A 14,635-nucleotide genomic window follows, 5' to 3' on the forward strand; every position below is an offset into this window, starting at 1 on the left:
CACCCGCGGCGAGACCAACCGCGTCGGTGACCAGACCTGGGGTGAAGAGGCACACGGAAGAGACAAGGGCCAGCGCCCTCTCGAACACCCCAATCCGCCCGAAAAGGTAACCTATGACCGCTACAGCGAACATCGGTATGCTCAGCAGGTAGCTCGCCACGAGGTAGATGGTGTCGTGAGCAGCCCCCATGGTCAGGATCTCAGGGAAATACACAAACGCAAAGGGGATTACCAGGAGGAACATCCCGTATTTGAGCGCGTTCAATCCGGTTTTCATGGGGTCTGCCTCCGCAATCGCGGCCGCCGCGAAGGCGGATATGCACACAGGAGGCGTGATGTTCGAGATCGTGGCGGTGTAGAAGCACACGAGATGGGCCACGATCTGGTTGACCCCAAGGACCATGAGGGCCGGGGCGGCGACCACCGAAAGCACGAGGTAGGAGGAGGTTGTCGTCAGTCCCATGCCAAGGATGATCGAGACGATGGTTACCAGTACGACTGCAACTAGCAAGTTGCCCGCGGATAGCTGGATCAGAAGGGCGGAGAACTTCGGACCGAGGCCCCCGAGGACGATGCCTCCCATTATGAGGCCGAGGGTCCCGACAGTGGCCCCGGTGGATATCGAGTTCTTTCCGCCTATCGCGAGCGCATCCCAGATATCCCGAGCTGACATCCTAGTCTCCCTGCGGACCCAGCTTAAGGCGACGGTGGAAACACATCCAATGAACGCCGCAAGGCTGGGAGAGTAGCCGCGGAACATAAAGTAGAAGATCAGTACGAGGGGTATGGCGAAATGCCAGCCCTGACTGAGCGTCTTCCAGAAGTCCGGGATCTCCTCTTTGGGAAGTCCCAAGGCTCCTGTCTTCAATGCCTGCAGATGTACGTTCCAGCCAACGGAGTAGAAGTACAGCAAAGCGGGAATCACATTCATCATGGCGATCCGGAAATACGGGGTCTCCGTGAACGATGCCAGGAGGAACACCCCGGCACCCATGATGGGCGGCATAAACTGCCCGCCGGTAGACGCGACCGACTCTATGGCCCCGGCCTCTTCACCTTTGTACCCCACTCTCTTCATAACGGGGATTGTAAAGGTGCCGGTTCCCACCACATTCGCAACGGAGCTGCCGGATATCGACCCAAACAGGGCACTCGAGACCACTGCGACTTTGGCGGGCCCGCCGATCCAGCCCCCGGTGGCGGCACACGCAAGGTTGATGAAGAACTCTCCGCCGCCGGATTTCTGCAGGAAGGCCCCGAAGATGATGTAAGGGAATATGTACGTCGCGAACGTGTCAGCCACGACTCCGAATATCCCCTGCATGTCGGAGTAGACGAACTCCACTATCCTGCTCCACTGGAACCCAGGGTGGGCGAGGATGCCCGGGAGGTATCTCCCGAAGTAGAGCTGGACCAGGAAGATGACACCCAGGGCCACCAGGAGGTTGCCTATGGCTCTCCTGGTGATCTCCAGGCACACAATCACCGCAATGACACCGAACCAGAAGTCATAAAGGTTCGGATCGCTGCACCTGTACCGGGCGTAGGAGCTGTACGTCGTCATCCAATAGACCATTGAAAGGGCCGCGACCACAATCAGGAAGCAGTCCCAATAAGTCACCCGCCCTTTCGGAGACTTGCGGGTGGCGGGGTACATCATGAATCCAAGGACGAAAGTGAACAGGAGGTACATCCCTCTATGCGTCTCTGTCGATAGGATTCCGAACCCGGCCGTATAGAGGTAGAATCCCGCGAATAGTGCAGCCGCGGTGTTGAACAGCAACAAGGTGCTGCCAGACAGCTTCCTCGTACGCGGCTCGAATTTCTTCGCTACGGCGTTTTTCATCACCCGTCCTCCTTCGTTCCATCGCCGCCGGATGCCCGGCGGATGCGGCGGGCGCCGCAAGCGGGGCTCTGCTCAACCCGTGGCCAGGCGCCCGCCTCTCGGAGTCCAGCTAGCCACGGGTTACGGAATCGGGATACCCATTTCCCTGTAGAACTTCTCGGCTCCTGGGTGGAGCGGGATGCCCAGTCGCTTCAGTTCGTCCAGGTCAGGGTCTATTTCCTTCCACAACGGGTAACCGTCCTCGAGTCGTTTCCTGTTCGCAGGCTCGTACATGGTTTTCAGAACCTGGTACACTGTGTCAGCGGGCACTCTCTCGTGGGCGTACCACAGTATGGACACGAAGAACGTGGGAACCGGTTCAGTCATGCCCTTGTATGTAGCCGGGGACATGTAGCCTTTCCAGAAATACGGCGCACGCTGGGACGCCACAATCTTCGCAATCTCCTCGTCAGTCATGGGGATCACGTAGATGTCGGCTGTCTCCGCAAGCTCCGTGACTGCCCCGGATGGTGCGCCGCTTTGGCCGAGCGCATGAATCCTGCCTTCCTTGACATCGCGGCCGGCGTCGGCGAAGGACATATAGCGGGTGTCGGCCTTGATTCCCAGGGCCTCAAAGGTGAGCAAAGAGTTGTAAGCCGCGCCCGACCCGGCGGTTCCAATGGCTACCTTCTTCCCCGCGAGGTCCGACATGGTCTTGATCCCGGTCTTCTTCAGGGTGACGAAGTAGTGAGGACTGTTATACACCTTCCCGATCGCACGCAGTTGCGTTGCTTTTTGGCCCCCGAAAGGCCCTTCGCCGTTCAGCGACTCCCAAACATTGGAGGCATGTGAGATCCCGAAGTCAAGCTCGCCTTTCATCAACCGCTTGAGGTTGTCGACAGAGGCGCCGGTGGCCACGTTGGTCGCGATCACGTTGGGCATCTTCTCGGTAAGCAGCGTCGTCAAGACCCCGAATACATAGTAGAAGACCCCGCCGGGACTACTCCCACCAAACTGTAGGAACGTACGCTCGGGTGCCGCGGAGCTTCCCATGGCTGCCGCGAAGATGAGTGCCGACGCCACCAACACTGAAACCAGCCTGTACCTAGCCCCTCTCATGTTGGTGATCCTCCCTTCTTTTCTGATGCCTCTTTCGGAGTCAGCCGTTCCAAGCTCGCTGGCATATGGTCCTTACCTGGTCCAGCGTAGGCTTGCGCGGGTTCGTCGCCAACAGTCTCTTGTTGTCCATCGCGTCCTGCGCCAGAGTATCCAATGCGCTATCTGGAATACCAAGGTCCTTCAACGACGGGGGAATGTCGAGATCCTCAATTAGGTCTCGTACAGCCCGTATGACCAGTCGTGCGCGTTCCCTCAGCGTCAGCCCGTCCACATTCTCGCCCAAGGCCTCAGATGATGCCGCATACTTGGAGAGGTTCGAAGGCAGGTTGAACTCCAAGACATAGGGCAGGAGCACAGCATTCGCTATCCCGTGTGCGATTCCGAACCGTCCTCCAAGCGGTAGGGCTATGGCATGAACCAGGCCGAGTCCTGCATTGCCGATGCAGATCCCGGCAAGCAGGCTCGCGGACGCCATCTGCTCGCGTGCGGCGAGATCCTCACCATTGGCAAAGGCCTTTCTCAGGCTCATGCCGACGAGAGCCATTGAACGCAAGGCCAGTGCATCAGTGACCGGATTCGCCCGGAGCGATACGTAAGCCTCCAACGCGTGCACGAGCACGTCCATACCACTCGCGGCAGTGGAGCCCGGCGGAAGCGTGAGCGTGAGTTCGGCGTCGACTATTGAGGCGTCTGGAACCATGAACGGGCTGACCACACCTCTCTTCAGTCCACCCCCTTCCGGATCGCTTAAGAGAGCACTCGGGGTGACTTCGCTCCCAGAGCCTGACGTGGTAGGCACCATTAGGGTGGGGAGGCCCTTTCCAGGTATCTTCCCTACCCCTACGTGGTCCCGGGCATAGCCCCGGCCTGCTATGGCCGCGGCCACCTTGGCCACATCCAGCGAACTCCCGCCGCCAAGCCCTATGACGACCCCGAACTCCCCCTCTTCGATTACTGCAGCGCATTTGTCCACCGCGTCGAGGGAGGGCTCCGGCTCCACCTCCGCGAACACGTGGGCGGCGAGGCCTGCGCTCTCAAGAAGAGCCGTAACTCTGCCAAGCAGCTCGCTCGAGCCTATGACGCGCCCGCATACCACGAGCGCACTGGGCTTGCCAGAGCCCTCCGCAAGCCGCCGGGCCTCCTCCCCTACCTGGCTCACGGCACCAACCCCCATGGTCACCTTACCCACCTGCAAGCTTCCAAAGGTCGACGCCACGCCATGTACCCCCTTCGTGTTCGCGCGTAATTGGTGCACCGTGGCGCCCCGGCCGGCGGTTTAGCGTGGGCATGCGGGCGACCAGCCGAGATTGCCACTGCACGGCAGATACACATGTCAGATATATGTCAGATACAACATATATACTACGTATGGTCACGAATTCCTGCTGCCTAGGAGCAACCGCATCGCGAGAATCGCGGAAGTGAGCGGGAAGAGGCGGCGTGTGGGACGAAAGCCGCCAGATAGGTACTGATTGGGCCAGGCGTCCAGCAAAGACCCAGGGCCTCCGGCGGGAGGATGTACCCATCAAACGCAGAATATTGTGGAAAATTGGGTTACGTGTTGGATCTGAACTCCCGTACGTTCGTGTACTTCGCGTACTATGAGAGGAGGCCTGCACATGTCTCGAAGAGTCCACGCAGGGGTGTTGCTGCTGGTGGCGGTGGCGGCGGTGGGAGGCCCGCTGCCCGCCGCGGCACATCGGGAGATCAGTGTCAAGTGGTTTGGCCACTCATGCTTCCTCATTAGTTCCCCCACAGGCGTCAGGATCCTCGCGGACCCCTTCGCCGCAAGCGTCGGATACCCCGTGCCCTCCGTTGCAGCGGATGTTGTGACCATAAGTCATAAACATGCCGACCACAACAATGTCTCGGCAGCGCAGGGGAGTCCCGTCGCGTTGCGGGGGAAGGGCGAGTACCACAGGGATGGCGTCAGAATCTACTCTGTTGCCAGTTTCCACGACGCCGAGGGCGGGGCAAAGCGCGGGACGAATTCCATCTTTGTGATGGAGATGGACTCCATCAGGCTGGTGCACATGGGGGACATCGGGCATGACATGTCCCAGGAGCAGCTGAACGCCCTCGGAAGGGTGGATGTCCTGCTGGTGCGCTGACACAAGTAGTCGGCGCACCAGCAGCAGGCACTGAGAATCTACATCCGCCAGCGGGATCTCTGCCAGGCAGGGATCCCCATCCCAGTCCGCCGGGTTTGCCCTAGAAGGTAGTGAGTCCCTCAATCAACAGCGCTGCGTAACACTCAAGCGCTTCCACCATCATCGAGACTCTCACTTGGTCTTCCACAGTGTGCGCATAACGCTCTTCGCACGGGGAGAACCCAATTGTGGGAATCCCCTCGACAGCATTCAGGTACCCACCGTCAGTGCAGAACCGCCATGTTCCGATCTCAGGCGGCCTGCCTTTCAGGCGCTCCAGGACCTGAGCCACCTTGAGCACTGCGGGGTGGCTCGCGTTCATGATGTATGAGTGAACCAGCTGGCGGTCGTGGCCCTCAACCCCGGTGTAGGTGATGCTGTCCTGCATGGTGAACTCCGCTATTCCGTCCTCTCCGGCAGAGTCGAGCGCGTCCCGGAGTGCCTCTAGCATGCCGTCAGGGGTCTCGACCGTGTAGCGCCAGTCGATGAGAGCCTCAGACCAATCAGGAATCACGTTCCGGCTGGAAGGGCCAGAACGAACGATTGTGGGTGCCAGGGTGGATCGACCCAATGTGGGGTGGCCTTCCAGGTTCGAGGAAAGCTGCTCGAGCTCCAGCAGGACCCGTGCCATACCGTAATTGGGGTTCTTGCCGCGTTCGGGTGCAGATGCATGAGCGGCCTTCCCCTGTACCCTGAGGCGGAACTCCGCACGGCCGCGGTGGCCGATGCACAGCTCGTTAGACGTGGCTTCCCCAAGGAGCGCCAGCCCGGGCTCGGGAAGTCCGCCTTTCTGAATCAGCTGGCGAGTCCCGAGTCCCCCGGTTTCCTCGAGAACCACCCCCGTGACGAACACGTCCTGTCTGGGCCTGAACCCCACGAGCCTGAGCAGGGCCGGAGCATACACCTGAGCAGCCAAGGCTCCTTTAGTGTCTGACGCACCCCTACCGTAGAGCACATCACCTTCCAAGATGCCCGCATACGGCGGGCGGGCCCACTGCGAGAGGTCTCCGGGGTCCACATGATCGAGGTGCGAGTTGAGAAGGACGGGCGCGACGTCATTCTGAGTCCCTCTCATCAACCCTATGACATTGCCAGCACCGTCGATCTGCACCGCGTCGTAGCCGAGCCCTTCCATTTCCGCCTTCACGGTCTCCGCACACTTCTTCTCATCCCCTGACGGGCTCGGAATCTGTATCATCCTCTGGGCGAAGGCCACCATGGCGTCGCATAACTGGGCTGCCCCTCCCCTCAGGACAGAGAGCTCAGTCTCCACTTCCGGTTCTCATCTCCTGTCTACCAGCCGGGGATCAGAGACCCCTCGTAATTCGATTCGATATACTCCCGCACCTGGCTTGAGTGATAAGCCTTCACCAAAGCCTGGAGGGCTGGATCGCTCTCCCGTCCTTCTTTCACCGCAATGATGTTAACCCACGGGGAGTCGGCGGCCTCCAAGAAGATCGAGTCCCGCGCCGGAATGAGTCCCGCGCTCATCGCGTAGTTCGTGTTGATGCACGCTATGTCCACGTCTTCGAGGGCTCTCGGGATCTGGGCCGCGTCGAGTTCCGTGATCTTGAGTCCTTTGGGGTTCGCGGCGATGTCGAATACTGTGGCTTTCCAGCCAGCCCCCTCGTTGAGTCTCAGAAGCCCGGCCTTGGCCAGGAGCACGAGAGCTCGTCCGCCGTTTGTGGGGTCGTTTGGAATAGCGACGATGGCTCCGTTTCTGAGATCGGAGAGGCGCTTGACCTTCTTGGAGTAGATGCCCATGGGGAATATCGCGGTCGCGCCTATGCTGACCAGGCGGGCCTTGCGGTCAGCACAGAACTGCTGAAGGAACGGAAGGTGCTGGTAGCTATTGGCGTCTAGTTCACCCTCGGCCAGCGCCAGGTTGGGGGTTATGTAGTCGGTGAACACAACTACCTTCAGTTGATAACCTTGAGCTTCGAATACGGGTTTCACCACCTCTGCGAGTTCCTCATGGATCCCCGCAGTCACACCCAGCACAACCTTCTTCGTCTCTGACTGTACGCCGCCGGCCGCCAGTAGCACCAGAACCAAGGCCGGAAGCAGAACGGCCAAAAGCCCACGGTTTCGGACACCTGTCATACTGTGATTGCCCCTTTCTGCCCGGGAGTCGCACGCACCGCGTGCGCCTCCACGGCTGCTATTTTCTTCTCTTATCCACTAGATTGGCCAGGACTAACCCGCTAGACTGAATGACCTGGACCAGGATCACCAGGACAACGACTGTGGCGATCATGACGTCTTGACGGAACCGCTGGTAGCCGAATCTGATCGCCAAATCCCCGAGACCACCTCCTCCCACCGCACCCGCCATCGCAGAGAAGTTGACGAGACTGACCAGCGTAAGAGTGAACCCCAGGACCAGAGAAGGCAGGGCTTCGGGGAGAAGGACCTTCCAGATTACCTGCAGCGGGGTAGCGCCCATGACGAGAGCGGCCTCCACGACGCCCCGGTCCACGCCGCGCAGTGAGCTTTCCACGACCCTGGCGGCGAACGGGATCGCTCCTATCGAGAGAGGAACGATGGCTGCCTCTGTCCCTATGCTGGTGCCGACAATCGCCCGTGTGAACGGGATTACTGCCACCATCAGGACTAGAAACGGCATCGATCGTCCCACATTGACAACGGCCTGTAGTATCCGGTCGAGTTTGAAGACCCGGTTTATCAGGTATCCCTTACCCAGGGCAGGATCTGCAAAGAACCATAACAGAACACCGAGGAACAGGCCGAGGCTGATAGAGACAACCCCTGCCACTGAAACCATCCACAACGTCTCGAGCAAAGCTCTCGACAGCAGGCTGTGGAGCACTCACACCACCTCCAAAGCGGTCGCAAGCATAGCTTTGAGCACGCCAGACTGAGGGTTGTCCATTATCCTCCTCGTGGGGCCGGACTCAACGATCTTCCCCTCGTCGATGACCACTACACAGTCACATATCTGGAGCGCCACATTGAGCTCATGAGTGATCACCAGGACTGTCACTCCGAAGTCGCGGCTGACATCCCGGATCAGGGTCAGGATTGCCCGGGTGTTGATGGGATCCAGAGCAGACGTGGGCTCGTCGCACAGCAGAACACTCGGGTTTGACGCAAGCGCTCTCGCTATCCCAACCCGCTGCTGCTGCCCTCCTGAGAGCTGTGACGGGTAGGCGTCGCGTTTGCCGGACAGGCCAACCACATCCAGAAGGTACTCTGCTCTGGACTTAGCTGCGCCTGCGGGCATCCGGGCTATCTCCAGAGGGAACAAGACATTGCCCAGGACGGTTCTCTGAGATAGAAGGTTGAAGTGTTGGAAGACTACACCCAGCTTGCGCCGGGCATCTCTGAGTTCGGCCCCGCGCATCTTGGCGATGTCCACCGAGTCGACAAGGATGGAGCCCCGGTCGACCCTCTCGAGCCCCGTTATGCAGCGAATCAGAGTGCTCTTCCCAGCGCCCGAGAGACCGATGACACCGCAGATAGACCCAGTGTCCACGCTGAAGCTGACGTCGGCCAGCGCGGGAGCGTGCTGACCGGGGTAGGATTTCCAGACACCTCGTAGGGAGATCATGTACGCGTACCTCCGATATCTGCACAAGACATGAGGCATTGCCCCGCCCGCGGTCTGCTGGCCACGGGAACACCTCCGACAACAGAAATCCTCTCGCCCAGGGCCCAAAGGCCCGGGACGAGAGGATACATCCTTCGTGATACCACCCAGGTTCGCGCAACCCTCACGGGAAACGCCTCGGCAGGTGCGGCAGTACAGCCAGACCCCGGCGCTACAACAGGCGCACCCGTCCTAACCTACTTGCCGCGCTCTCGCGAAAGCCTGGCTTTCGGCCGGCCGCTCAGAGGCCATGTTCGTCACCTTTCCCCGGTGCCGGCTTTCAGCCAAGGCCGGCTCTCTGTGACCAGTACTCAGTGATTACTCATCCCCGTCATCACGTTTGCCCTATTTGCGGTTCTGCTAAGAATTATGTCTAATATACCCTGATGCCGGCGGGGATGTCAAGAGCCTCCGCTCGGTCGCTCAGCCTGTCTCACGGTCACATGTCAGATAGAACCCTGCGCAGCTCCTCTTTTGGAACGTCGAACGTCGTACCTACAGCCGGATTGGCCTCCTCCCGGAAGAAGTCCGGCAGGTCGTCAGAGGCTGGAGCCAATCCCGCCTTCCGGTTGAACTCAACCTCGGTTCTGAGAGCCGTCTTTCCCAGTTCCATGACATCATCAGGGGTCCAATCCCAGGCGTATCGGGCGTTGACAAGTCCCACAAGGTAGTCCAGTCTGCCCGCCAGACCCACTCCCACAAACAAGCACGCTCCAAGGGAGTCGTAAACCGCAGCCCCGATTTGCGCTTTCCGTGACGCCTCCACTTGCCCCTCGGGTGACCGATGGTCTATTGGCTGGCGTATGGTGTTTCCCGCCGTATGATCCGCACCCATGGGTGAGGTTGCGTAGGTAACCCCTAGGCCCTTGATAGCTCTGGGCTCGTAAGCCGCCATAACCTGCCCTTTCACAGCTGGAACGTGTAATACTCCCAGCACCTTCCCGACAACGGCGCCGCCCGATCCTATCAGTCTGCCAAGCACCGTCCCTTTCGGGACCTCTCGGAGCAACTCAATCGCAGCCTTGGAATCGCCGAACTTGATCAGCCCGGCCTCCATGGCCACGCCCAGCGCACCACCGGTGTCTATCGTGTCCAGTCCATAGTCATTGCAGAGGCAATTCAGAGTTGCGATTGCATCCAAGTCGCCGATGCCGCAGTTTGGACCCAGAAGCCCTATGGTTTCGTACTCAAGCGGGGACACCACGCTTCCGTCCTTGCACGGGAACACGTTTGAACACTCGATGGCACACCCAGCCATACACCTGTGGGAGGGTTTCCCGTTTCTCTCAATGATGACATCCCGCAGTCGTCTTCCGGACACCTGCTCTGCAAGCTCAAAGGTTCCTGTCGAGAAGTTTCGAGTAGGTAGGCCTCCAAGGGCGTTGGTGTTGTCGCTCATTGCGGCGGTGCCATATTCCTTGTATATCAGCGTTCCCGGGGCACTCGCGACCGTGCGCGTGTAGTCCTTTAAGATAGCCCGATACAACTCGGGGTCTGCGATGTCCACACCTGATGTCCCAGTGTCGTCCACAACGATCGCCTTCAATCCCTTTGAACCCATCACCGCCCCGAGGCCGCCTCTACCGGCGTACCTAGTCGGTGCGCCGTCCAGGTCCGTACAGGCTATTCCAGCAGCAGCGAGCTTCATCTCTCCCGCGGGTCCGATCAATACCAGGCCGGCCTTCCCTCCATAAGCTACTGCAAGCCGACTGGCGCTTTCGTACACGCCGAGGCCCCCTAGTTCGGCGCATCGGACGAGTTCCGCGCCGGAGGTCCTGATGACAAGGGTAAAGGGGCCCGTGTCCATGACATCTCCAGCCGGAATTCCTTCGACTATGATCGCTTTGATCCCGAGTCTCGCCAGCTTGGTAGCAGGTGTACCGCCTGCGTTCGCTTCCTTTATGCCTCCGGTCAGCGGGCTCTTACCTCCGACCGACAGCCGGCCGACACTGGAGGCCGTGAGTCCCCCGAGCAGACCCGGTGCCAGCACGAGTCTGTTCTTCGGACCAAGCGGATTGCAGTCAGGCGGCACCTCATCAGACACTAGCCGCGAAGTCAGAGCGCGCCCGCCCAACCGTTCGTATGCCTTCGGGACTCCCTCAAAGCGCACGGTCAGGTCGTTCATGCGAACCCGTAGGAACGTCTTCACCTGTCACCCTCCCCAACAGACCCAATTGCTAACCTGCGTTTCGCGAATCTGACACCTGCGCCCCGCTGCGGGTGAGACCACCACTGGTCAGCATTGCAAGAGCCATCAGCACGAGCCCTACGGTGTCGGTCACATATCCAGGTTGAATCAGCAGCATCGACGCGAGAAAGAGCATCGCCCTCTGCGGTATTGCTAAACTGGTTCCTTTCGACAGGATGGGCACACCAGACAGTGACATGGCTAGAGCTGTGACTCCTATGATAGCGGAGATAATCACGAACACTGTGGCGGTCGCTGATGCACCAGTCACGCCGAGCAGGATCTCACGGCCGTACACGAAGATATACGGAACGATGAACCCCGTTAGCCCGAGCCGCCAAGCCGTGAAGCCGGTTCTCATGGGATTGGCCTGTGCGATGCCTGCGGCAGCGTAGGCTGCGATCGCCACTGGCGGCGTGATGTGGGACAACGATCCGAAATAGAAGATGAACAGGTGTGCAACCAGGGCCGGCAACCCCATCTTCACCAAAGCCGGTGCCACGAGCACTGACAAGATCACGTAGCACGCGATCGTCGGAAGACCCATCCCCATGATTATCGAACTCAGCATGGTCAGGATCAGGAGGATTATCAGATGCCCGCCAGACAGCTCTATCAGGAGCGTGGACAGTTTGGTCGCCAAGCCGCTCATTAGCACCATCGATATGATAATACCCAGCGCCCCGCACGCACAGGCTATCCCTGCCGCAGTAAAGGCCCCATCCTTCAGCGCCTGCAACACCTTAGGCAGGTCCATCCGGGTCTCCTTCCGGAAGAACGTCACAGCAAGCGTGCATAGGATTGCGGCGAACCCCGCTTTCATTGGCGAGTACTTGAGAACGAGAAGTGTAACAATGAGGGCCAGAGGGATCAGGAACTGCCACCCCTCGGCCAACACACGCCTTGTACTCGGTAGATCCTTCCGTGGTATTCCTTTCAGCCCTTTGCGCTTCGCCTCGAGATCGACCATGAGGAAGAGTGCCACGTAATACAGGATTGCCGGCATAAGAGCAGCCAGACAGATCGTGGCATAAGGGACGTTGATCATCTCCGACATGACAAAGGCTGCAGCGCCCATGATCGGGGGCATAATCTGCCCTCCGCTCGATGCAACAGCTTCGACTGCTCCGGCGAAGAATGAATCGTACCCGATCCTCTTCATCAGCGGTATGGTGAAACTCCCCGTCGTCACAACGTTCGCCACGGAGCTGCCTGAGATGGTCCCCATGAGCGCGCTCGAAACAACTGCGGCCTTGGCCGGTCCACCCCTGACGCGGCCAAACATCGCAAGCGCCAGGTTGATGAAGAACTCTCCCCCACCGGATATCTTAAGGAACGCGCCGAACAGGATGAAGAGGAAGACATACTGCGCGGACGATTGCAGGGCAGTCCCGAGGATTCCATCCCACATCAGGTAAACGGATGTCAGGATTCTGCGCCAGGAGAAACCTGCGTGGGCAATAGCTTCAGGTGCCCACTGCCCGTAGCGGGCATAGAGGATGAACACTACTGCGATTATTGGAATGCTGGGACCCATTGCGCGCCTAGCAGCCTCTAGCACCAACACTAACGTGATAGCGGCGAGCCAGTATTCCCACTGATATGACATCCCCGCCCTGAGGTACGCGTCTGGGAAGTTCACGACCAAGTAGCCCACGCCTATGACTCCGAGAATGCTGAGCACGATGTCCATTGCGAGTGTGAACTTTCGCCAGAATGGAGATGAACCCGCCGACTTATTGGGAAGGTAGAGCAAGAACACCAGGGTCATCGCAAACATAAGATGTGCAGCTCTGAAGGAGAATTCATGTGGTATGGGTGGTGCCAGGATGCCGAAGTATCCTGTGTACAGATGAAACAGTGACAAAACAATGGCAATTACCCCAGCTACGGACTTCAACACGCCCGTAAGGTGCCTTTTCCCTCCGGAGTCCTGTTCTTCTTCTGGCATTGCAGCATTACTGGGCTGGGTGGTCACTTGCTCTCTCATTGCGGGTCACCCCCTGACTTTTCTTAGTGTCTTTCCTCCGTGGCCTTGATGACTTCCACCACACCATTGTCCGCGTCGACGATGACGTAGTCACCAGTCTTTATGATATTGGTGGGGTCCTGGTCCAGGTGGTCGACAACAGGTATGCCACCCATGATTGCTCCTATGGTCGTCACACTCTCTGCATCCACGTTGACAATGGCCTTTGGTCCTACTCCCTTTCTGATCATGCTGTAGAGCCTGGCCGACCCACCAACTGAGCCCTTCCCCGTGGTATACACAAGAATCTTGCCTGCCACGCAATTTCCTTGGAGATCGTGCCCGTGCTCCTGGACAACTCCTGTATCAGGGTCGACACCGCCCCAGAAGCTTATGGCGTCCTTTCCGACCAGGGCCTCGCCTTCAGCCCTGCCCTTGACTACGCGGTGGCCCTTCAGTACCACTTTCGTCATCTGGCACACCTCCAAGTACCGGATATGGCAGCTTCCACGCACTGCTGGGTCGTACCATAGAAGGCCGGTACACTGCATTCCGCTGGCGAGTAGTGCGCCATCTTCGCGGAGTTCGTCGCCATGGTCACTTTGTCTCCTAGCTTGCAGGCAATATCCCGGCCACAAGTGACAGTGGGGCAGGTCTCGCATACGATCTTGACTCCCGCCTTCTCGATCTCCTGCGCATAACCCATCCTCTGTGCATAGGCCTTGGTGGGCTGTGCCACACACACCCAGAACTCCACATTGGGCGAGACCCTCTTGCCCGAGATGAGCTGGGCAAGCTCGCGCAATTCCCAGATGGAGGCATGAGGGCAGCCGAGAACCACCCAGTCAACCTTGTCGCCTTCGGCTCTGCCGAGGTATGCCCGAGCCCCCTCAATGTCGGTCTCTGTCACATCCAGCACTTGTTCGGGCTTGCCATGCTGGAACGCAGCCTCGACCGTCGGGGCTTCAGGAGTTACTCCAACGACGTGGTACAAGGGTATCGCGCCCGACGAATTGAGCGCAGCGCCCAGGTACTTCAGGTTTTCACTGGTGGCGAATGGCGGGACCCCTTCGAACACTGGCACCGTACGAGTGTATGCCTTTCCAACTAGGTAACCCAGAGCTCCGTAGTCTGTGGAATCGTGAAGCTCCGTTCGTACGCGGACAAGGACTCTGCCCTTCCTGTTCTCCGTGAGATGCAGACCGTAACCTGGCACCCTGCCAGTCAAGGCTGCCGCGATCGCCGCTGGGGCGCCTTCTCGATTGGTTCTTGCTCCCAGGACCGAGTTGAAGTAGACCACGTTGGATGATTCACCGGACGCCACATGCTCACCCAATCTCGGAGTGAACCCGATGTGATACGGTGAACACGTGTGACATGTCAGAGCGCCGAGTTGTCTGAACACTTCAGAGAAGCCCAGCTGTTTTCTGACCATCTCTTCCGGCATCCTAAGCGACTGCCAGATGCACGGGTCAATGGCCGACGGGTTCGTGGTCGTCCTGACCACAAATCGTGCGCCTTTGTCCAGTAGTTCTTCGAGGAATTCGACGCCTGCGTCACCTGCAATCAACACTGTGGTACTCGGCATATGGACGCCCGTCACCGGAACCATCCTTTCGGCACCGTACGCCTCTCCGAGCGCGACTAGGATCTCCATGGCTTTCTGGACAGGGTAGCCACAGCGTCCATTCAGCATATCCAGTTCTTCCTTGTTCAGCTGCACAATCAGTCCCCCCATGCTCAGGACGTGAGTTGGGCCGGAAAGGGGAACCCC

The 14,635-nt window shown here is 59.1% G+C and carries 12 protein-coding genes; 1 reads left to right on the forward strand and 11 read right to left on the reverse strand.

Annotated elements, in window-relative coordinates:
* The 3 genes from NUW23_11680 to NUW23_11690 all read right to left on the reverse strand — a co-directional run.
* On the reverse strand, positions 1 to 1,846 hold a 1,846-nt coding region (locus tag NUW23_11680), incomplete at its 3' end, for a TRAP transporter permease (protein MCR4426824.1).
* Between the two features lie 120 nt (positions 1,847 to 1,966).
* The gene (locus NUW23_11685) at positions 1,967 to 2,944 is read right to left on the reverse strand and encodes a TAXI family TRAP transporter solute-binding subunit (GenBank protein ID MCR4426825.1); all 978 of its coding nucleotides are present in this window, start codon (positions 2,942 to 2,944) and stop codon (positions 1,967 to 1,969) included.
* 40 nt (positions 2,945 to 2,984) lie between these two features.
* On the reverse strand, positions 2,985 to 4,160 hold the full coding sequence (locus NUW23_11690; GenBank protein ID MCR4426826.1) for an iron-containing alcohol dehydrogenase: 1,176 nt from the start codon (positions 4,158 to 4,160) through the stop codon (positions 2,985 to 2,987).
* A gap of 403 nt (positions 4,161 to 4,563) precedes the next feature.
* Here NUW23_11690 and NUW23_11695 point away from each other — a divergent pair, with 403 nt between their 5' ends.
* Positions 4,564 to 5,055 (forward strand): MBL fold metallo-hydrolase, encoded by a 492-nt coding sequence (locus NUW23_11695; GenBank protein ID MCR4426827.1) that lies wholly within the window; start codon positions 4,564 to 4,566, stop codon positions 5,053 to 5,055.
* Between the two features lie 100 nt (positions 5,056 to 5,155).
* On the opposite strand, the gene NUW23_11700 is transcribed toward NUW23_11695, so the two are convergent.
* The 8 genes from NUW23_11700 to NUW23_11735 all read right to left on the reverse strand — a co-directional run.
* The gene (locus tag NUW23_11700) at positions 5,156 to 6,367 is read right to left on the reverse strand and encodes a M20/M25/M40 family metallo-hydrolase (protein MCR4426828.1); all 1,212 of its coding nucleotides are present in this window, start codon (positions 6,365 to 6,367) and stop codon (positions 5,156 to 5,158) included.
* A gap of 20 nt (positions 6,368 to 6,387) precedes the next feature.
* The gene (locus NUW23_11705; protein MCR4426829.1) at positions 6,388 to 7,197 is read right to left on the reverse strand and encodes a MetQ/NlpA family ABC transporter substrate-binding protein; all 810 of its coding nucleotides are present in this window, start codon (positions 7,195 to 7,197) and stop codon (positions 6,388 to 6,390) included.
* Positions 7,198 to 7,255: 58 nt separating this feature from the next.
* On the reverse strand, positions 7,256 to 7,879 hold the full coding sequence (locus tag NUW23_11710) for an ABC transporter permease (protein ID MCR4426830.1): 624 nt from the start codon (positions 7,877 to 7,879) through the stop codon (positions 7,256 to 7,258).
* Between the two features lie 45 nt (positions 7,880 to 7,924).
* Positions 7,925 to 8,665, reverse strand: a complete 741-nt coding sequence (locus NUW23_11715; GenBank protein MCR4426831.1) for an ATP-binding cassette domain-containing protein — start codon at positions 8,663 to 8,665, stop codon at positions 7,925 to 7,927.
* A 478-nt stretch (positions 8,666 to 9,143) separates the two neighbouring features.
* Positions 9,144 to 10,853 carry an aldehyde ferredoxin oxidoreductase gene (locus NUW23_11720; protein MCR4426832.1) on the reverse strand — a complete coding sequence of 570 codons (1,710 nt, stop codon included), beginning with the start codon at positions 10,851 to 10,853 and terminating at the stop codon, positions 9,144 to 9,146.
* Positions 10,854 to 10,881: 28 nt separating this feature from the next.
* Positions 10,882 to 12,882, reverse strand: coding sequence for a TRAP transporter permease (locus NUW23_11725; protein ID MCR4426833.1), 2,001 nt, complete (start codon positions 12,880 to 12,882; stop codon positions 10,882 to 10,884).
* Between the two features lie 23 nt (positions 12,883 to 12,905).
* On the reverse strand, positions 12,906 to 13,334 hold the full coding sequence (locus NUW23_11730; protein ID MCR4426834.1) for a DUF126 domain-containing protein: 429 nt from the start codon (positions 13,332 to 13,334) through the stop codon (positions 12,906 to 12,908).
* On the reverse strand, positions 13,331 to 14,635 hold a 1,305-nt coding region (locus NUW23_11735), incomplete at its 5' end, for an aconitase X catalytic domain-containing protein (protein ID MCR4426835.1). The genes NUW23_11730 and NUW23_11735, both read right to left, overlap by 4 nt.

The organism is Bacillota bacterium (genome assembly GCA_024655925.1).
Classification (GTDB): Bacteria; Bacillota; DTU025; order DTU025; family JANLFS01; genus JANLFS01.